At 66.5% G+C, this 18,992-nt stretch carries 17 protein-coding genes and 2 pseudogenes; 4 read left to right on the top strand and 15 right to left on the bottom strand.

The window, feature by feature from the left end; genetic code table 11:
* Positions 1 to 12: 12 nt before the first annotated feature.
* The 8 genes and pseudogenes from LB572_RS28400 to LB572_RS28365 form a co-directional block, all read right to left on the bottom strand.
* The gene (locus LB572_RS28400; protein WP_140805677.1) at positions 13 to 933 is read right to left on the bottom strand and encodes an ABC transporter permease; all 921 of its coding nucleotides are present in this window, start codon (positions 931 to 933) and stop codon (positions 13 to 15) included.
* Positions 934 to 946: 13 nt separating this feature from the next.
* Positions 947 to 1,852 (bottom strand): ABC transporter permease, encoded by a 906-nt coding sequence (locus tag LB572_RS28395; protein ID WP_224670089.1) that lies wholly within the window; start codon positions 1,850 to 1,852, stop codon positions 947 to 949.
* A complete protein-coding gene (locus tag LB572_RS28390) occupies positions 1,830 to 2,432 on the bottom strand; it encodes an ANTAR domain-containing response regulator (protein WP_140805673.1) in 603 nt (200 codons plus the stop codon). Before LB572_RS28390 ends, LB572_RS28395 begins: the two co-directional genes overlap by 23 nt.
* A complete protein-coding gene (locus LB572_RS28385; RefSeq protein ID WP_224670088.1) occupies positions 2,429 to 3,523 on the bottom strand; it encodes a transporter substrate-binding protein in 1,095 nt (364 codons plus the stop codon). Before LB572_RS28385 ends, LB572_RS28390 begins: the two co-directional genes overlap by 4 nt.
* A gap of 154 nt (positions 3,524 to 3,677) precedes the next feature.
* Positions 3,678 to 4,667, bottom strand: coding sequence for an energy transducer TonB (locus tag LB572_RS28380; RefSeq protein ID WP_224670087.1), 990 nt, complete (start codon positions 4,665 to 4,667; stop codon positions 3,678 to 3,680).
* On the bottom strand, positions 4,664 to 5,167 hold the full coding sequence (exbD, locus tag LB572_RS28375; protein ID WP_224670086.1) for a TonB system transport protein ExbD: 504 nt from the start codon (positions 5,165 to 5,167) through the stop codon (positions 4,664 to 4,666). The genes LB572_RS28380 and exbD overlap by 4 nt, the downstream gene beginning before the upstream one ends.
* Before the next feature lie 5 nt (positions 5,168 to 5,172).
* Positions 5,173 to 6,132 (bottom strand): tonB-system energizer ExbB, encoded by a 960-nt coding sequence (exbB, locus tag LB572_RS28370; protein ID WP_224670085.1) that lies wholly within the window; start codon positions 6,130 to 6,132, stop codon positions 5,173 to 5,175.
* Between the two features lie 17 nt (positions 6,133 to 6,149).
* Positions 6,150 to 6,937 (bottom strand): annotated as a pseudogene (locus tag LB572_RS28365) (ATP-binding cassette domain-containing protein).
* A 278-nt stretch (positions 6,938 to 7,215) separates the two neighbouring features.
* On the opposite strand from LB572_RS28365, the gene LB572_RS28360 reads away from it, so the two are divergent.
* From LB572_RS28360 to LB572_RS28350, 3 genes are all read left to right on the top strand, one after another.
* Positions 7,216 to 7,890: a cysteine hydrolase family protein gene (locus LB572_RS28360; protein WP_224670084.1), complete on the top strand. Its 675-nt coding sequence runs from the start codon at positions 7,216 to 7,218 to the stop codon at positions 7,888 to 7,890.
* A gap of 130 nt (positions 7,891 to 8,020) precedes the next feature.
* Positions 8,021 to 8,347, top strand: coding sequence for a putative quinol monooxygenase (locus LB572_RS28355; protein WP_224670083.1), 327 nt, complete (start codon positions 8,021 to 8,023; stop codon positions 8,345 to 8,347).
* Positions 8,344 to 9,270: a sigma-70 family RNA polymerase sigma factor gene (locus LB572_RS28350; protein WP_224670082.1), complete on the top strand. Its 927-nt coding sequence runs from the start codon at positions 8,344 to 8,346 to the stop codon at positions 9,268 to 9,270. Before LB572_RS28355 ends, LB572_RS28350 begins: the two co-directional genes overlap by 4 nt.
* Positions 9,271 to 9,324: 54 nt before the next feature.
* On the opposite strand, the gene LB572_RS28345 is transcribed toward LB572_RS28350, so the two are convergent.
* Positions 9,325 to 10,263 (bottom strand): LLM class flavin-dependent oxidoreductase, encoded by a 939-nt coding sequence (locus tag LB572_RS28345; protein ID WP_224670081.1) that lies wholly within the window; start codon positions 10,261 to 10,263, stop codon positions 9,325 to 9,327.
* Between the two features lie 154 nt (positions 10,264 to 10,417).
* Positions 10,418 to 10,573, bottom strand: coding sequence for a hypothetical protein (locus LB572_RS28340; RefSeq protein WP_095816548.1), 156 nt, complete (start codon positions 10,571 to 10,573; stop codon positions 10,418 to 10,420).
* A 299-nt stretch (positions 10,574 to 10,872) separates the two neighbouring features.
* Between LB572_RS28340 and LB572_RS28335 the strand changes: the two genes are divergently transcribed.
* Positions 10,873 to 11,640 carry an SDR family NAD(P)-dependent oxidoreductase gene (locus LB572_RS28335; RefSeq protein ID WP_140805653.1) on the top strand — a complete coding sequence of 256 codons (768 nt, stop codon included), beginning with the start codon at positions 10,873 to 10,875 and terminating at the stop codon, positions 11,638 to 11,640.
* Positions 11,641 to 11,810: 170 nt separating this feature from the next.
* Here LB572_RS28335 and LB572_RS28330 read toward each other — a convergent pair whose 3' ends face one another.
* The 5 genes and pseudogenes from LB572_RS28330 to LB572_RS28305 all read right to left on the bottom strand — a co-directional run bounded on the left by LB572_RS28330 (position 11,811) and on the right by LB572_RS28305 (position 18,939).
* Positions 11,811 to 12,755 (bottom strand): ABC transporter permease, encoded by a 945-nt coding sequence (locus tag LB572_RS28330; protein ID WP_140805651.1) that lies wholly within the window; start codon positions 12,753 to 12,755, stop codon positions 11,811 to 11,813.
* A complete protein-coding gene (locus tag LB572_RS28325) occupies positions 12,752 to 13,807 on the bottom strand; it encodes an ABC transporter permease (RefSeq protein WP_140805649.1) in 1,056 nt (351 codons plus the stop codon). Before LB572_RS28325 ends, LB572_RS28330 begins: the two co-directional genes overlap by 4 nt.
* A gap of 248 nt (positions 13,808 to 14,055) precedes the next feature.
* Positions 14,056 to 15,306, bottom strand: a pseudogene (locus tag LB572_RS28315) (ABC transporter ATP-binding protein); the annotation flags it as partial.
* Positions 15,307 to 15,665: 359 nt separating this feature from the next.
* Positions 15,666 to 16,691, bottom strand: a complete 1,026-nt coding sequence (locus LB572_RS28310) for a BMP family protein (protein ID WP_224670080.1) — start codon at positions 16,689 to 16,691, stop codon at positions 15,666 to 15,668.
* Between the two features lie 178 nt (positions 16,692 to 16,869).
* Positions 16,870 to 18,939 (bottom strand): 3-hydroxyacyl-CoA dehydrogenase NAD-binding domain-containing protein, encoded by a 2,070-nt coding sequence (locus LB572_RS28305; protein WP_224670079.1) that lies wholly within the window; start codon positions 18,937 to 18,939, stop codon positions 16,870 to 16,872.
* Positions 18,940 to 18,992 lie beyond the last annotated feature (53 nt).

Raw genomic sequence — 18,992 nt, 5'->3', positions numbered from 1 at the left:
TTGTTGTCGTTGTCATCTCAGTTTGATGCGGGGGTCGATGAAGGGCGCGATGATGTCGGCCAGCAGGTTGCCGAGCACGATGGCGAAGGCTGAGACCAGGGTGACGCCCATGATGATCGGGATGTCGACGCGCTGGATGGCCTGCCAGGCGAGCTGGCCGATGCCGGGCCAGCCGAACACGCTTTCGACCACCACGATGCCGCCCATGAAGACGCCGACGTCGATGCCGATCATGGCGACGACCGGCAGGATGGCGTTGGGCAGCGCATGGCGAAACAGGATGGCGCCGCGCGCCAGGCCCTTGGCGCGGGCGGTGCGCATATAGTCCTGGCGCAGCACGTCGATCATCGACGAGCGCATCATGCGCGCGTACCAGCCGGCGCCGAGTATGCCCATAGTCAGCGAGGGCAGCACGAGGTGGCGCCAGCTGCCGTAGCCGCCGATCGGGAACCAGCCGAGCCGGACGGCGAAGACGTAGAGCAGGAGCAGGCCGACGACGAATTGCGGCGCCGAGACGCCGACGAAGGAGGCGACCATCAAGGTCTGGTCGGTGGCGGTGCCGCGCCTGACGGCGGCGATCAGCCCCATGGTGAGGCCGATCGCCAGCTCGCACAGGATGGCGCCGACCATCAAAAGCAGGCTCGCCGGCAGACGCGAGACGATGAGCTCGGTGACTTCCGAGCGCTGGATATAGGAGCGGCCGAGATCGCCGCCGAGCAGCCTTGCAAGATAGTGCCAGTACTGGACGATGAAGGGCTGGTCGAGGCCGAGCTGGCGGCGGATGTTCTCCACCGTTTCGGGCGTGGCGCTGCGCCCGGCGATCTGGCGCACCGGGTCCGCGGGGAGCAGATAGAGCAGCGCGAAGGTGATCAGCGAGACGCCGAGCAGGATGAGCAGCGACTGGATCAGCCGGCGGCCGAGATAGGCGATCATGACCGGCCCTCCATCATTCCCGGCCTCTTTGCGTCGGATCGAGGATGTCGCGCAGCGCGTCGCCGATCAGGTTGAAGGCCAGCGCCAGCGCCAGGATCGCGGCGCCCGGGAAGAACACCAACCAGGGCGCCGCCTGGAAATAGGTCTGGTTTTCGAAGATGATGTTGCCCCAGGAGGCCGTCGGCGGCTGCACGCCGATGCCGAGATAGCTGAGCGTGGCTTCGAGCAGCACCGTGGTCGAGATGCCGAGCGTGCCCCAGACGATGATGGTCGGCAGGAGATGCGGCAGGATGTGGCGGATAAGAATCCGCGGCGCGCTCGCCCCTATCGTGCGCTCGGCATCGATGAACTCGCGCTCCGACAGCGACGAGGTTTCGGTGTAGATGACGCGCGCGGTCTGCACCCAATTGACCAGGGCGATGACCATGGCGACGATCCAGAGGCTCGGCTCGAACACCGCTGCCAGGCAGATAGCCAAAAGCAGCGCCGGGAAGGCCATCATCAGGTCGGTGAAGCGCATCAGCGCGCTGCCGATCCAGCCGCGGAAATAGCCCGCGGTGACGCCGACCAGAGTACCGATGAAAAGCGCCACGCCATTGGCGACGATGCCGATGATCAGCGAGGTGCGGGCGCCGAACAGGATACGGGTCAGCAGGTCGCGGCCGAGCAGGTCGGTGCCCAGCCAGAACTTGGCGTTCGGCGGCAGCGGCGAGCCTTCGAGCGTCAGGCCGTCGAACATCTGCTCGTTGGGATCGTAGCCGGTCAGCCATGGCGCGAGGATGGCGCCGGCGAGCACGAGGGCGACGATGATCAGCCCGAGCAGCGCCAGCGGCCGCCTGACCAGCCGGCGCCAGACGCCGGCGCGCGGCTTTGCCGGTATCCGGACCGCCGGAAGGTCAGGCGCGATGGGATTGGTCATCGCCGTCCTCTGCTTGCGTCATCGCCACGATGCGCTGGGCCGCTTCCTCGACGCTGATCTGCCAGCTCATCGCAAGCGATCTGAGCTGCGCGTAGGCGCGGTCGTCGTCGCTGCCTTTCGACAGGGCCGCGACGGCGCGCACGATGGTCTGGCGCTCGCCGACCCGCTGGCGCAGCGACGCGATCTCGCCGGCAAGCCGTTTTCGCGCCTCGAAACTTTGCCGGGCGATGAGCAGCGCGCTGTAGACGCCGGCGGTGCCTACCGGTTTCAGCAATTGCGCATCGGCGTTGTGCGACAGCGCCCATTCGATGCGGCCCGGCGCCTCCGAGCCGATCAGCGCCACCAGCGGCATCGGCGCCTCGCCGGGTTTCCACGGGAACTGCTCGTCGAAGCCGAGATCGGCGTCGAAGAAGACGAAGTCCGCCGCGAGCGCTTCCGCCGGCAGATGCGGCCAGCACTCGACCGCCTCGAGGCCGATCGCCGACAATTGCCGGGTGATCGCCTGCACGGTGGTGTGCGGACGATGCAGCACGAAGGCCTTGGCGCCGCCGAGATTGGGGATGCGCGCGGCGCGGCTCACGACACCACCCTGAGCCGCGGACGGCCGAAGACCTTGGCCGGATCGTAGCGCGAAAGATAGGGATCGGGCGCCACTTCCTCCTCGCGGCTCACCACCTCGAAGAAGCCGTCGGCGATGCGCCCGATGAGCACCGGCAGGGTCGCGTGCTGGGTGTGCGGATCGATGGCGATCGGCCCGAGGCGGGTCGCGAAGCGGCGCTCGGCGAAGGCTTTCGAGAATTCCGCGGGACCGGCATCGGGATCGCCGGAAAGCACGTCCGCCATCACTTGCACGGAAGCATAGGCGGAGGCCTCGAAGGACGAGGCGAAGGCGGCCGGGCGAGGCGCGAAATAGGGTCCGGCCGACAGATGGCCCTTGCCGGTTTCGCCGATCGCGGGCAGCTCACCCTCGGTGAGGTTGCAGGAAATCACCGGGCAGGTGTCGGGCCTGAAGGCCGCATCCTCTCGTCCCAGGTCGCGATAGGCGGCGAGGAAGGCATAGGACGAGGTGCCGATCAGGTTGTTGAGGATGAAATTCGGCCGCGTGACGCGGATTTCGTGGATGAGGCGCGAAACGTCGGTCTCGCCGATGCGCAGATAGCGTTCGCTGAGCACCTTGCCGCCGGCATCGGCGATCAGGTCGCGCGCGACGCGGTTCATCTCCCAGCCCCATATGTAGTTCGAGCCGAGCAGGAAGCCGTTGGCGCCGAAACGCGGCGCGACATGGGCCATCAACGGCACCAGATGCTGGTTGGGGCAGGCATGCATGTAGACGACATGCTCGTTGGCCTCGAAGCCTTCGTACGGGCAGGCATACCAAAGCATGCCGCCCGCCTTCTCCAGCACGGGGATCGTCTCCTTGCGGCTCCAGGAGGTGATGCAGCCGATCACATGGCGGGCGCTGCTGGTGCGGAAGATGTCCTCGCAGAGCGTCGCGTAACGGTCGGCGTTGCTTTGCGGATCGCGCTCGACCGGAACGAGCTCGATGCTCTGGGCGCGGTCGGCGCTGATGTCGGCGATCGCCCGCATCGCGCCCAGCCGGCAGGCGTCGGAGACGAGCTGATAGCTGCCCGACCGGGAATAGAGGATGCCGATCTCGATGCGTCGTTTCAAGCAAGGCCCCAAAAATGAAAAAGCCTCGCAGCCAGCGCCGGATGGGCGAGGCATACGAGGCATTCTTGCCGCCCGGCGACCAAAGCCGGTATTTTCGCGGACTACCCTATTCCGTACCGTCCACCAGTCAAGCCTGAAAGTTTGAGTGCGCTGCCTAGTCCCGCAGGCTGAAGACGAAGGGCGCGGTGCGGGTGACGCGCGCGCCGAGTTCGGCCGGCGGGGCCGGCACCGAGGCGCCCTGCAACGCGCCGAGCGCCGCGCGGTCGAGGTCGCCGTCGCCCGAGGATCGCGCCAACCGGGCCGAGACCACTCGGCCTGAGGTGTCGACCGTGAAGGTCACGCTCGGCGTACCCTCGGCCCGCCTGGAGCGCGCCGGGCTCGGATAGCGGGTGTGCCGTCTGATCCATGCCGCCAGGCTGGAATTCCATCGCGACGGGCTGACGCTCGAGCGCGGCGCCACATTCGAGGATTGTGGCGCCGCGGCCTTCGCCGCCGCCTTGGCGTCGATGCTGGCGGTGGTCGTCGCCCTGGGTGGCGGCGCCTTTTCCTTCTTCACCCGTTCTCTCGGCTTTTCGACCGGTTTCTTCTCGGCCTTCTTCCTGGGTTCGACCGGCTTCTGCACCTTCACCTCCGCTTCCACCGGCTTCGGCTGCGGCAGCGGAATGACGACGTCAGGGGCGATCGCCTCGATGGGGTCCGGCACGACCTCGTCCAGCGGCTGCTGCTCGCTCAGCGCTGCAATGGCCTGTTCCGCCAGCGCGACCTGCTCGGCTTCCTGCGTATCGTCGGCATCGGATGGCTGTTCGGCTGCGGGCGCGGCCCGTTCCACCGCAGGCGTTGGATCTGTCACCGGTTTTACCTCGACGGGCTTTTCCGTGTCCGCCGCATCCGGCGGCTCCGGCGTCACCGTGTCCAGCATCGCCGCCTCTTCCGGCACGGTCGGCGCGATCACCAGCGGCGCCATCTCGACCGCCAGCGCCGGCGGCGGACCGCCATCCTGCACATCGGCGAAACTCGAGTTCTGCACCGCATAGGCGACCGCCACATGCGCGGCCAGAACGATCGTGGCGGCGCCCGCCCACAGGCCGGCCTCACGCGCGCCGAAGCGCGGCCGGGAAATGCCGGAAAGAGCGGCGACCGTCATGGCGCCGCGCTTCCGCCCGGTGCCGGGGAGGGGGCCGCACCGGCCATGGGCATTCCGGGCGCGGCCTGCCCGCCGGCATCGCCAGCTGTTTCGAGGCCGACCAGCGCGACCTTGAGATAGCCGGCGCGGCGCAGCAGGTTCATCACCTCCATCAGGTCGCCATAGCCGACCGTCTTGTCGGCGCGCAGGAAGATGCGCGTCTGCTTGTCGCCCTTGGTGCGGGCGTCGAGCACCCCGGCAAAGGCCGGACGCGGCACGCCGTCATTGCCGATCGCCAGTGTGAGATCGCTTTTCAAGGTCAGGAACAAAGGCGTCTGCGGCCGCGGCGCCGGCGTCGCCGTCGATCCGGGCAGGTCGACATTGACGTCGACGGTGGCGAGAGGTGCGGCGACCATGAAGATGATCAGGAGCACCAGGATGACGTCGATGAACGGCGTGACGTTGATGTCGTGGCTTTCCTCGAGATCGTCGCCGGCCGTCTCGCGAATGCGCGCCGCCATCGCCGTTACTCCGCCGCCATGGCCGTCGCCGGCGGCACGGTGCGGAAATCGAGGTCGCGGCTCACCAGCCGCTCGACGCCGGCGGAAGCGTCGGCGAGGATCTGCCTGTAGCCAGCTATCGAGCGCGCGAAGACGTTGTAGATGACGACCGCCGGAATGGCCGCGACAAGGCCCATCGCGGTCGCAAGCAGCGCTTCGGCAATACCCGGCGCCACGACGGCGAGGTTGGTGGTCTGCGCCTGCGAGATGCCGATGAAGGCGTTCATAATGCCCCATACGGTGCCGAACAGGCCGACGAAGGGCGCCGTCGAGCCGATGGTGGCGAGCAGACCGGTGCCGCGCGACATGCGCCGGGAGGCCGCCGCCTCGATGCGCGAAAGCCTGGAGGCGACGCGTTCCTTAAGGCCGTCGCCGGAGGCGTGGTCCAGCGCGCCGGCCGAAAGCGCGCGTTCCTCTTCCGCCGCCCGCACCAGAAGCGCGCCCGGACCGCCGCTGTGGCCGAGTTCCCGGCCGGCCTGCATCAGCGTCGCGGCGCTGCCGATCGCATCGGCGGCGCGACGGGCCCTCAGCTTGCCGCCGAACACCTCCAGCGACTTGGCGAGCCAGATCGTCCAGGTGACGAGGGACGCAAAGGCCAGCCCGACCATGACCGCCTTGACGACGATGTCGGCATTCATGAACATGCCCCAGGGCGACAGGTCATGCGGCAGCGCCAGCGAGATGGAGTGCTCTTCGCCCGGAGCCGGCTCGCTGCCCGGTTCCACCGGCGTGGCGACAGGCGCCTGCGCCGCCGGCATTTGCGGAGCCGGAGCGGCCGGTGCTTGCGCTGCCGGCGTCTGCTTGAGTGGGGCCTGCGCGGCGGGCGCCGCCGGTTGCTGCGCCGCCGGCTGTTCCTGCGCCTTGGCGAGGCCAGCCGAAAGAATGAGGGACGCGGCGAGCGCCGCGAAAAGACCGTTTCGGGACAAGGCTCGTCCTCGCTTCATCATTGCACGTAACCGATCGGCTGGCCGGTGACGGGATGCTTGAGCACGCCCATCTCGACGCCGAAAATCTCCTCGAGCACGGGCCCTCGCATGATCTCGTCCGGCGTGCCGCGCCTCAGCAGGCGGCCTTGCTTCAGCGCGATCAGCTCGTCGCAATAGCGCGCCGCCATGTTGGGGTCGTGCAGCACAACGACGACGCACAGGTCGCGCTTGCGGCTGAGCTCCTTGACCAGCGCCAGCACCTCGACCTGATGCGCGATATCGAGCGCCGAGATCGGCTCGTCGAGCAGCATGACGCCGGCATTCTGCGCCACCAGCATGGCAAGCCAGGCGCGCTGCCGCTCGCCACCGGAAAGCTCGTCGACCAGCCGTCGGCGAAGGCGGTCATGTCGGTCAGCGCCAGCGCTTCCTCGACCTGGCCTTTGTCCTGCGAGCCGAAACGGCCGAGCGCGCCGTGCCAGGGATAGCGCCCGAGCGCCGCCAGCTCGCGCACCGTCAGCCCGGTCGCTGCCGGCGTCGTCTGCGGCAGATAGGCCAGCGCGCGCGCCAGCTCGCGCGCGCCCCAGCCGGCAAGCGGACGCTCGGCGAAGCGGATGTCGCCGGAACTCGCCTGCTGCTGGCGTGCCAAAAGCTTGACCAGGGTCGACTTGCCCGAGCCGTTGTGGCCGACAAGCCCGTAGACGCGCGAATGGCGCAGCTCGAGCGAGACCGGACCGAGCAGCGTGCGGCCGTCGACGGCGAAGCGCACGGCGTCGACATGAAAGGCTGTCCCAGCTCCGGCCAACATCCGTCTCCAATGCAGCGGCCCGCCATCCGGGCAGGCGGCCAATGCCGGTTGACTATGAAACATGACTTTCCGAGTCAACTCTAAAGGTGACTGTATCGATCAACAATTCGCAACGGCATTGGGGAAGCGGTGAGGTCTGGACGCCAATGCCGTTGCCGGGCACGATGCGCGGCGTGACCAAATCTTATTTTCGCGCAATTCCGGACAGAAGGTCACGGCGAAGACGCCGAACCTGACCGCTATGCACTTTTCCGGAATCGCGCCAAGGCAGGCGGCCGATGATCAAGGCGATACCCTTCGACTTTCCCTATGACGGCAGGCTGGAGCCGCGGCACACGGCGCTGCTGGCGATCGACCTGCAGGAGGACTTCCTGTCGCCGACGGGCTATTTCGCCAGGAAGGGTTACGATCCGTCGCCGCTGAGGGCCATCCTGCCGGCAGTCAACCGGCTGATTGGGGCGGCCCGCGCCGCCGGCCTCACCATCATTCACACCAGGCAAGGCTATCGCGCCGACATGGCCGACATGACGCCCTATGAGAAATGGCGCCGCAAGCGGGCGGGCCTCGATGGAACCGATGTCCTGCTGCGCTCAGGCCCGGGCTTCCAGATCTCCGCCGACATCGACGTGGCGCCGCAGGACATCATCATCGACAAGACCTGCAACAGCGCCTTCACCTATACGGACCTGGAGCTCGTCCTGCGCTCGCGCGGCGTGACGCATCTGATGTTCACCGGCTGCACGACGGATGTCTGCGTGCACACCACATTGCGCGAGGCCTGCGACCGCAACTTCCAGTGCCTGACGATTTCGGACGCCTGCGCCAGCGGCGACCAATATGCGCACGAAGCGGCGCTGCATATGGTGACGGTCGAGGACGGCGTCTTCGGCGCGCTGGCGGATTCGGAGGCCGTCGTCGCCGCGTTGCGGCAGCTCGCGGTCGCGGCGCGCTGAAGGTTTTTTGGGTTTCATCGAATTTTTTTTCGTCCCACCGTTCCGTTTTCGGTTCCGGCTTCGTCTTGAGGGTCGTAACAGGTGCGAGAGCCGCGACGGCCTCCGCCATCAGGACAAACGGAGCCTAGCCATGTCGACCACAGTGACCCTGATCAACGTCTTCACCGCCAAGCCGGGCAAGCAGCAGGAACTCGCCAAGACGCTTGCCGAAGGCACGAGAAGCTTCTTCAGCAAGCAGCCGGGCTCGCTGTCGTCGTCCGTGGTCGTCGGCGGCGACGGCAGCAAGGTCGCCAATATCTCGCAATGGCGCTCGGCCGACGACATCGCTGCCTTCCGCAGCGATCCCCGCTTCGCCGACTACATGAAGAGCGTCGTCGAGCTGGCCGCCGGCGAGAGCATGATGGGTCACACGACCTATTCCCATACGGGCGGAGTCGAGAACCAGGAGGACGCGTGACCGGTTCGCAGAATCAGTCCGTTGCGGCGGCCGAAACCAGGCTTCGCGCCTTCGAGCGCGAAGCTGCCGGCCTGAGGGCCAAGTTGCACCGCTACGCTTCGCGCATGGTCGGATCGGTCATCGACGGCGAGGACATCGTCCAGGAGGCTTTGGCCAAAGGCTTCGGGGCGATCAGGAATGGCGACATGCCCGACAAGACCGAACCCTGGCTGTTTCGCATCGCGCACAACGCCGCCCTCGATTTCCTGCGCAAGCGCGCCCGCTCGCGGGGGCGTGAAAGCGAGGTCGAGCTCGACACGATCGCCGACGAGAATTCGGCGCTGGACGCGCGCATCGCTACCGAGGCGAGCCTGGCCGAGCTGATGCAGCTGCCGCCGGCGCAAAGATGCGCGGTCGTGCTGAAGGATGTGCTGGGACACAGCCTGGAGGAGATCGGCGAAATCCTCGAAACCTCCGATACGGCGATCAAGGGGGCGCTGCAGCGGGGCCGCGAGAGCCTGAGCAAGCTGGCGGCCGTGCCGCGCATGGCGTCGCCCCGCCCGGCGCTCGACCGGCAGGACATGCGGCGTCTCGGCGACTATGTGGCCGCCTTCAACGCCAGGGACTTCGATGCCTTGCGCGACCTGCTGGCAGAGGACGTCAAGCTGGAGCTGGTCAACCGGCTGCGCGCCGACGGCAAGGAATATGTCGGGAATTATTTCGGCCGCTATGCCGACGAAACGCATTGGCATTTCACGACCGGACTTGTCGAAGACCGGGCCGCCATCCTGGTCACCAGCCCGGAACGTCCGGACGGGCCGCCGCGCTACTTCATCCTCATCGATTGGGAGAACGGCCGGATCGCCGGCATCCGCGACTTCCTGTTCGCGGACTACGTGATGGACGGCCTGGATTACTCCAGCCATGCGGGGAACGTCGAATAGACATTCCCTGGAAAGCACCGACCCGTAGGCGGATTGCCGCCGGATCCGGCCTGCTCAGCCTGCATAGATCTCGGCGACGGGATGGGATGCAAGCATTCCCGGCTGCGGAACCTCGGCCTCGCGTCGCGCCAGCGAATTCGCGACCAGCGTGATCGTCTCGCGCCCGATGCGCGCGATGTTGCCTGGACGGTCGACGCCGCTGATCATGAACTCTTCGATGCCAAGCGCCGCATAGGGCAGCAGCGCCAGGGCAATCCGCGCCGGCGGCCCGGCAAGCTCGACCGCCTTGTGATCCGGGGTGCCGGTCCAGCCGTCCGGGTGAATACGGATCGGCAGCGCGAAGCGCAACCTGCCGGCGCGGCCATGCTCGGCCGCGGCGCCGCGCACGCGCTGCATCAATCGCGCGACCTCGTCCGCGGAGCCGGCTGCCAGCTCGAAGACATCGGCATGCTTGCCGGCGACCTTCAGGGCTGTCCCGGACTGCCCGCCGAGGCGGATGGCGAGGTCGGCGCCATGCGGACCCTTGCGCGGCACGAAGCCGCCCTTGACGCTGTAGAAGGCGCCTTCATGGTCGAAGGGCCTGTCGTTCGACCACAGCCGCTTCAGAAGCACCAGATATTCGTCGATGCGCTGCCACACGACGCTGTGGCCGATCGGCCGCGCCTCGGCGTCGCTGTCTTCCAGCGGCTCGCTCAGCATGCGCAGCGACAGGCGGCCGCCGCTTTTGCGATCGAGCGCCGCGAGCTGCCTTGCCGCCACCGTCGGCTCGATCACGCCGGCCCAATGCGTCAGCACGACTTCGAGCGAACCGGTGCGGTCGAGCGTCTGGGCGGCGATGTCCATGTTGGTGAGCAGCCCGGCCGGATCGTCCACCACCAGCCTGCGGAAACCGGCGTCCTCGATCAGCGACAATTTGGTCGCGGTTTCGGCGAAATCGTAGAAGAAGCTGCCATTGGCAAGCTTGCCTGGAACATGCGTGAACTCGATCGGCATTGCCATCTCCTCCATCACGTTGGCTTGCCCCGCTCCAAAGCCTTCGAACCAAGTCCGAGACGCAGGCGCATGACGACGCCCCGGCGCTCGGCCAGTTTTCCACTCCGGTTACTCAACTCAGATTGTTTGACGGCGGGTCTCGGCCCGCCTTGGATCAGGGGATCAGCCCCAGCACCACCGCGCCGGTGAACACGAACGCAAGCGCGAAGACGAGATAGGCGAAGGTACCGCCATAGGCGGGCCTCCAGCTCTGGTCGGCTGTCAGCCTTTGCCCTTTGCGGGCGGTCTGAGCGTTCTGGATATAGGACATATCGGCCTCCGTCTCGACCATTAATCTATAAAGTTAGTAGACTTTGTCGATTGCTATTTTCGGGCAATTTCTGGAATGAATTTTTTGAAAGAGGACGGATCGTGGTTTTTCATACTCGCAGCGCAGGCGATGCAGCCGATACCGGAACATAGGCGATCTGGCCGAACGGGTTGAAAATCGGCCGTTTTCGCGGCGTTCACAGGCACATTATCCAATCGCTCGAACGGTCTTGGCCGCCTCGCGCATGATGGATAGCATCCGCTTGGGCCGACATGGGCGGCGCTGAAGGAGCAAAAAGAATGGCTGGAAGGCTGGCGGGCAAGGTCGCTATCGTTTCGGGCGGCGCGACAGGCATGGGCGGGGCGGCTTCGGAGTTGTTTGCCGCCGAAGGCGCCAAGGTGGCGATCATCGACCGCAATGGCGAGGCGGCGGGCAAGACTGCCGCGGCGATCCGGGCGCGGGGCCATGTCGCCGAACATTTCGTGGCCGACGTTTCGGACGAGGCGCAGGTCGAAGCGGCGGTGAAAGCAGCGACGGCGAAGCTCGGTCCGGTCACGGTGCTGTTCAACCATGCCGGCACGATCGTCATCAAGCCGTTCCTGGAGACGACGCTGCAGGAATGGGACTGGCTGCATGCCGTCAATGTGCGCTCGATGTTCTTGATGACGCGCGCGGTGCTGCCCGGGATGATCGCCGCGGGCGGCGGCTCGATCGTCTGCACCTCGTCGATCTCGGCGGTGGCGGCGACGCCGAACGAGGTGCTCTACGACACGACCAAAGGCGCCTGCCACATGTTCGCCCGCGCCATCGCGGTGGAATTCCGCGACCGCAACATCCGCTGCAACGCCGTCTGTCCCGGCTTCATCCGCACGCCGCACGGCCTGCGCGAAGTGGCCGATCTCGGCAAGCTCGGCGTCGACGTTTCCGACGCGGCCATGGCCGCGCAGCAGGGCCGCATCGGCGAGCCGGAAGAGGTGGCGAAGGCGGCGCTGTTCCTCGCCAGCGACGAATCGAGCTTCGTCAACGGCGCGCATTTGTTCGTGGACAACGCGTTCACGGCGATCTGAGGCCTTTTCCTCGCCCCACGAAAGTGGGGAGAGGTGGCTCGGCGAAGCCGAGACGGAGAGGGGAGAGGGCTCGACCTTCGCGTACCGGCGAAAATCACCGGCGTCGCAGCCCCCTCTCCGGCCGCTTCGCGGCCATCTCTCCCCACTTTCGTGGGGCGAGGAAATCCTTGCTACCGTTCTTCCCTCCGGAACGGCTTCAGCAGCGCCGATGGCGCGACCGCGTTGCGCGACATGAAGGCCATGGCGACGATAGTGAAGATGAAGGGCAGCATCAGGAAGGCTTCGTAAGGGATGTGGCCGAGGCCGCTGGCCTGCATCCTGAGCTGCAGCGCGTCGACGAAGGCGAAGAGCAGCGCGGCGCCGGCCGAGCGCCACGGATCCCAGCGGCCGAACACGACCAGCGCGATCGCCACCCAGCCGCGGCCCGAGACGACGCCGAAGGTGAAGGCGTTGAACTGCGCCATGGTGAGGAAGGCGCCGGCAAGGCCCATCAGCGCGCCGCCGAGGATCACCGCCTGGAAGCGCGTGGCGATGACGCTGACGCCGGCCGAGTCCGCCGCGCGCGGGTTTTCGCCGACCATGCGCACCGAAAGCCCCCATGGCGTGCGGTAGAGCACGAAAGCGGCAAGCGGGACGGCGACGATCGCCAGATAAACCAGCGTGAACTGGTTGAACACGGCAGGGCCGAGCACCGGTATGTCCGAGAGCAGCGGGATGGGCACCGGCTTGAAGCCGTCGATGCTCGGCGGCACCGATTGCTGGCCGAAGATCAGCCGGTAGAGGAAATAGGCAAGACCCGATGAGAACAAAGTCACGCCGATGCCGCAGACATGCTGGCTGAGGCCCAGCGCCACCGTGAACAGCGCATGCAGCGCGCCCATTAGGGCGCCGGTGAGCACCGCCACCAGAACGCCGAGCCACAGGCTGCCGCTCAGGCTGGCGGCGGTGAAGCCGGCCATGGCGCAGAGCAGCATGATGCCCTCGATGCCGAGATTGAGCACGCCGGCGCGCTCGGAAAACATTTCGCCAAGCGTCGCGAAGGCGAGCGGCGTGGCGATGCGGATGATGGCGGCGAGGAAGCCGACCTGGAAAATCTGCTCGAATACCGCGCTCATGCGGGCGCTCCCACGCGGCGGATGCGGTAGGCGGTGAAGAGCAGCGCCACCAGCATGGCAAGCAAAGCCGTGCCCTGGATGACGTCGCTGAGGAAAGCCGGCACGCCGGTCGCGCGCGACATCGCCTCGGCGCCGGTCATGACGGCGGCCAGGAAGATCGCCGCCGGCACCACGCCGAGCGGGTTGAGCCTGGCGAGCATGGCGACGACGATGCCGGAATAGCCATAGCCCGGCGAGATGTCGCTCATCACCTGGAAGTGCACGCCGCCAACCTCGCCGACGCCGGCCAAGCCCGCCAGCGCGCCGGAGAGCAGAGCCGTCGAGAGCAGCACACGCTGCACGTTGATGCCGCCGTAGCGCGCCGCTTCCGGATTCTCGCCGGTGACGCGGATGCGGAAGCCGAGCGTGGTGCGCGCGATCAAGAACCAGCAAAGCGGTGCCGCGATCAGCGCGACGATGACGCCGAGATGGAGGCGGGTGCCTTCCATCAGCACCGGGAAATTGGCCGAATCCTCGATCGGCGGCGAGATCGGATAGCCGGAGAAGCTGTCCTTCCACGGCCCCTCGATCAGCGCCATCAGCGCGTAATAGATGACCGAGTTGAGCAGCAGCGAGCTGACCACATCGTCGACCTTGAATTTTACCCGCAATGTCGCCGGCACCAGCGCGACGAGCGCGCCAGCGGCGGCACCCGCCAGCGCCATCAGAAGCATGGCGAGGTAGCCCGGCATCGGGATCGCGCCGACGAAACAGCTCGCCACCGCGCCGGCCAGCAGCTGGCCCTCGGCGCCGATGTTCCAGAATTTGGCGCGGAAAGCGATCGCCACGGCAAGACCGGTGAAGATCATGGGGGCGGCGCGCACCAGCGTCTCGGTGATAGCGTAGCTGTCGCCGAGCGATGCCGAGAGCATCACCCCGTAGGCATCAACGACGCCGGCGCCGGCTATGGCGATCAGGCCGCTGCACAGGACGAGCGTGGCGGCGATAGCCAACAGCGGCAGCGCGAGATTGAACCAGGCCGGTGTCGATGTGCGGGCTTCGAGGCGAAACATCAGGCCGCCTCCTCGGTGTGACCGGCGCCGGTCATCATCAGGCCGAGCCTCGCGACGGTGGCGTCCGCGCTGGGAAGCGTGCCGGCGATGCGGCCCTCATACATCACGGCGATGCGATCCGAGAGCATCAGCAATTCCTCGAGGTCCTCGCCGATGACGATGATGCCGCAGCCCTTGGCGCGCATGGCGAGGAATTTTTCATGGATGAAGCGGGCGGCGCCGATGTCGAGGCCGCGTGTCGGCTGCGAGACGATCAGCACCTTCGGATCGAAAGCGAGCTCGCGGGCCAAGAGCGCCTTCTGCAGATTGCCGCCGGACAGCGCGCCGGCGCGCACCATCGGCCCGGGGCAGCGAATGTCATAGGCCTTGATCTGTTCCTCTGCGAAAGCGCGGATCGCAGCCGGATTGAGCAGCCCCTTGCGGCTGAAGGCCTCGGTGCCGATGCGCGGCAGCACCATGGAATCGGCCAAAGGCAGGTTGGTCACCAGGCCGGTGGTCATCCGGTCTTCGGGTATGCGGCCGAGGCCGAGCGCCTGCAGGTCACGCGGCGAAAACCGCGCGACCGCTTTGCCGGCTATCGTCATCGCTCCGGCCCTGGGCGGCAGCATGCCGGAAATAACGTCGGCCAGCGCCCGCTGGCCGTTGCCGGAGACGCCGGCAATGCCCAGGATCTCGCCTGAACGGACGGAAAGCGAGACGTCGCGCAGCGGCGTGCCAGCATGGCCGGAGGTGGAAATGCCATCGAGCGTCAGCACGGAAGCACCGGGCGTCGAAGCTTCCCTGATCGGTGGCACGATTTCGTGGCCGCACATCAGCTTCGCCATTTCGGCCGAAGTCGTTTGTGCCGGATGGTCGACGCGGCCGACGACCTTGCCGTGGCGCAGGACGACGCAGCGATGGGTGAGGGCCCTGACTTCGTTCAGCTTGTGCGAGATGAAGATGATGCCGAGCCCTTGCGTGGCCATCGAGCGCAAGGCGGCGAACAGGCCGTCGACCTCGCTCGGCGCCAGCACCGCCGTCGGCTCGTCGAGGATCAGAAGCTTCGCGCCGCGAAACAGCGCCTTGATGATTTCCAGCCGCTGCTGCTCGCCGACCGACAAAGCCGAGACTGGGAGGTTCGGATCGAGGCTCAGCCCATACTGCCGGCCGATCTCGTTCAGGCGGGCAAGCCCGCGCGCACGATCGATGCGGCCGGATTTGCCGGGAATTCCGATCAGGAGGTTCTCCAGCACCGTGAGGCGCGGCGCGAGGTGGAAATGCTGATGCACCATGCCGATGCCGGCGGCCAGGGCGTCGGCCGAATTGTGGATGGCGACGGGCCTGCCTTCGACCAGGATCTCGCCGGCATCGGGCGCATAGGCGCCGAACAGCACGTTCATCAGCGTCGTCTTGCCGGCGCCATTCTCGCCCAACAGGCCGAGGATCTCGCCAGGCGCGACGCTGAGGTCGACGGCCTCGTTCGCCTTGACGGCGCCGAAGCTCTTGGTGATGCCGCGCATTTCGATGAGTGGGGCAGACAAGGGTGCTCCTGACTTGCGATACGGCCAACCGCCTAAAGCGCGTCGCGATCCTTCGGATTCGCTCCATGCGCTTTACGTCTTTGATTTTACGCATGTCTTTATCCCGAAACCGGTTCCCACTTTCGGGAGACATGCTTTAGGGCAGCGCGAGGCCCCCCTCTCTGGCCCTGCCGGCCATCTCCCCCTCGAGGGGGGAGATCAGATGTCACGCCGGCTTTCGCCAATCTTCTACGTCGCAGGAAAAGCGCCAAGACCGAAGCCGCCAATCTCCCCGATTGAGGGGGAGATGCCCGGCTGGGCAGAGAGGGGGGCTTGGCGCTAGCCTCGAGCCGAAGCGCTCAATCCGAAACCGGCGTGTTCTCGTCGACGTCGACGCGGAAATTGCCTTCGAGGATCTCGGCCTTCTTCTTCTCGACCAGGTCCTTCACATCCGCCGGCAGCGTCTTGTCGAACTTGTGGAAGGGCGCGAGATAGGAGCCGCCCTTGGCCATGCGCGAGAAATCGCCATAGTCCTGCGCGGTGAAGACGCCGGCCTTGACCAGCTTGATCGCCTGCTCGACCGTCGGGTACATGTCCCACACCGGGCCGGTGATGACCGTATCGGGACCGAGGCTCGACTGGTCGGACATGTTGGAGATGGCGAAGATCTTCTTCTCCACCGCCGCCTCAATGACGCCGAAGCGCTCGGCGTAGATGACGTCGACACCGGCGTCGATCTGCGCCACGGCCGCTTCCTTGGCCTTGGGCGGATCGAAGAAGGAGCCGATGAAGGCGACCTTCTTCTTGACGTTCGGGTTGACCTCCTTGGCACCGGCAAAGAAAGCATTGACCAGCCGGTTCACTTCCGGAATGCCCATCGCCGCGACCGCGCCGACCGTGCCGGACTTCGACATCTTTCCCGCGATCATGCCGGAGAGATAGGCCGGTTCATGGATCCAGTTGTCGAAGACGCCGAAATTGGGTTCGGCCGGGCCGGCGCCGGAGCCGAACAGCCAGGCCGTCTTCGGGAACTGTTTGGCGGTCTTTCGCGATTCGCGCTCGGCGGCGAAGGCGTCGCCCAGCACCAGCTGGTAGCCACCCTGCGCATATTCGCGCATCACGCGGCTGAAGTCGGCGGTCTGCACCTTTTCCGACCATTTGTAGTCGATGCCCAGCTCCTTCACCGCCTTCTGCAAGGCGACATGGATCTGGTTGTCCCACGGCTCCTCGATCGGCGTAGCGAAGATCGCCGCCACCTTCAGCTTCTTGTCCTTGGCGAAGGCCGCGCCGGGCAGCACGGTCGCCGCCAGGCCGAGCACGCCGAGTTCCAGCACGTTGCGTCGCGACAGGCCCATGCGTTGCGTTTTGCTACGTTCGTTTTCCATTGAAGTGCCCCTCTGTTCGACAGCCGTGTCGAGCCGGCCGTTCAAAAATGTCAGACGAGCGAGACTATGGAACGGTGGCTGAGATTTGTCCACATGGTCAAATTTGGACTGTGGGCTGTGTGAACGTGGGAACGCTGGCGGGACAGAGGGGGGTGCGAAGGAACGCAGCGTAACCGCACTATCCGCCCGCAACCTCCCAGGCCCCCGTCTCGGCAAACCTTCTCAACGCCGGCGCCGGCTCGAAGATCGCACGCCCCGTTTGCCCATGCCAAAACTCCAGTCGCTCGACGATCCTGCCCGCGCCCTCAAGCCCCGCCCAGAACATCGGCCCGCCCTTGCCGATCGGGAAGCCGTAGCCATTGACCCAGACGACATCGATGTCGGACGCCCGCGCGGCGATACCTTCTTCGAGTATCCTCGCGCCCTCGTTGACCAGGGGATAGAGCGTGCGCTCGATGATCTCGTCGGCGCCGATCTCGCGCCGGGCGATCTCCAGCTCTTCCGCCTTGGTGCGAATAAGCGCTTCGACTTCCAAATCCGCGACCGGCTCGCGAGAGCCAGCCTCATAGCGGTACCAGCCGCGCCCGGTCTTCTGACCGAAATGGCCCTGCTCGCACAGCGCATCGGCAATCACCGCCGTCTGGCCGCGCGCCTTGCGGTTGCGCCAGCCGATGTCGAGGCCGGCGAGGTCGCCCATCTGGAACGGCCCCATCGGCCAGCCGAAATCGGTGAAGGCCTTGTCGACCTGGCTTGGCGTTGCGCCCTCAAGCAACAGCGCCTCGTTCTCGGCGCCGCGCGCGGCCAGCATGCGGTTGCCGACGAAGCCGTGGCAGACGCCGACGACGACCGCCACCTTGCCGATGCGCCGGGCGAGATCGGCGACCGTCGCCAGCACCTCGGGCGCGGTCTTTTCGGCGCGAACGATCTCCAGCAGCTTCATGACGTTTGCCGGCGAAAAGAAATGCATGCCGAGCACGTCTTGCGGCCGCGACGTCGAGGCGGCGATTTCATTGACATCGAGATAGGAGGTGTTGGTGGCGAGGATGGCGCCGGACCTGGCGATGGCGTCGAGCCTGCTGAACACCTCCTTCTTCACCGCCATGTCCTCGAACACGGCCTCGATGATGAGGTCGCAACCGGCAAGGTCGGCATAGTCAGTGCTGCCCTTGAACAGGCCGAGCCGCTTCTGCCTGGCGTCTTCGCTCAGCGAGCCACGGCTGACCGAAACGGCATAGTTCTTCTCGATCGTCGCCAACCCGCGCCGCAGCGCTTCCTCGCTGGTTTCGAGCAAAGTCACCGGCAAGCCGCCATTGGCGAAGGCCATGGCGATGCCGCCGCCCATGGTGCCGGCGCCGATGATGCCGACGCGGGCGATTTGGCGCTTCCGCAGGTCCTTGCCGGGAATCTTCGCCGCCTCGCGTTCGGCGAAGAACAGATGCCGCTGCGCGCGCGACTGATCGCCGGAAACGAGTTTCAGGAAAAGCTGCCGCTCGGCCGCAAGTGCTAAGTCGAACGGCAGGGTGATCGCGTTGCGCACGGCCTCGGCGCAGGCAAGCGGCGCTTCCAGTCCCCGGGCTTTCCGGGCCAGCTCAGCCGCCTGAGCGCCGAAAGCGGCGAGGTCGGTCCCGGCAAGGCGGTCGTTGCGGTCGCGCACCGGCACGAACGGTCCGCCCCGCGCGACCATTTCGTCGGCGAAACGAATGGCCTGGGCAATCAGGTCGCCCTCGAAGACCGTGTCCACGAAGCCGGCGGCCTTCGCCTCGCCGGCCGAAACCGGCACTCCGGAAACGATCATGCCGAGCGCTTTCGCGGCACCTACCAGGCGCGGCAGGCGCACCGTGCCGCCGCCGCCCGGCAGCAGGCCGAGCTTCACTTCCGGCAGGCCGAGTTTCGCGCCGCTGTCCGCGACGCGAAAATGGCAGCCGAGCGCCAGCTCCAGTCCGCCTCCCAGCGCCGTGCCGTGAATGGCGGCGACCGTCGGCTTGGCGATGGTTTCCAGAAAGGCGATGATGGCGCGCAGTTCCGGCTGCTGGAGCGGCTTGCCGAATTCGGTGATGTCGGCGCCGGCGACGAAAGTGCGCCCGGCGCAAGCGATGACGATCGCTTTGGCGGCGGGATCGTCGCGCAGCGCGGCGAGCGCCTCATACAGCGGTTTGCGGACGTGAAAACTCAGCGCATTGACCGGCGGGTTGTCGATGGTGACCACAGCCACGCCGTTCTCGTTCGCGACGCTGACAATATTGGACAAGCGGAACCTCCCGAGACCGACTGCGATCGCGCAAGGGTTTACTAGGCGCCGCG

It is taken from the genome of Mesorhizobium sp. BH1-1-5, from assembly GCF_020165615.1.
GTDB lineage: Bacteria > Pseudomonadota > Alphaproteobacteria > Rhizobiales > Rhizobiaceae > Mesorhizobium.
Note: the sequence above shows the minus strand (reverse complement) of the source record. Positions and strands in the feature narration are given on the sequence as shown.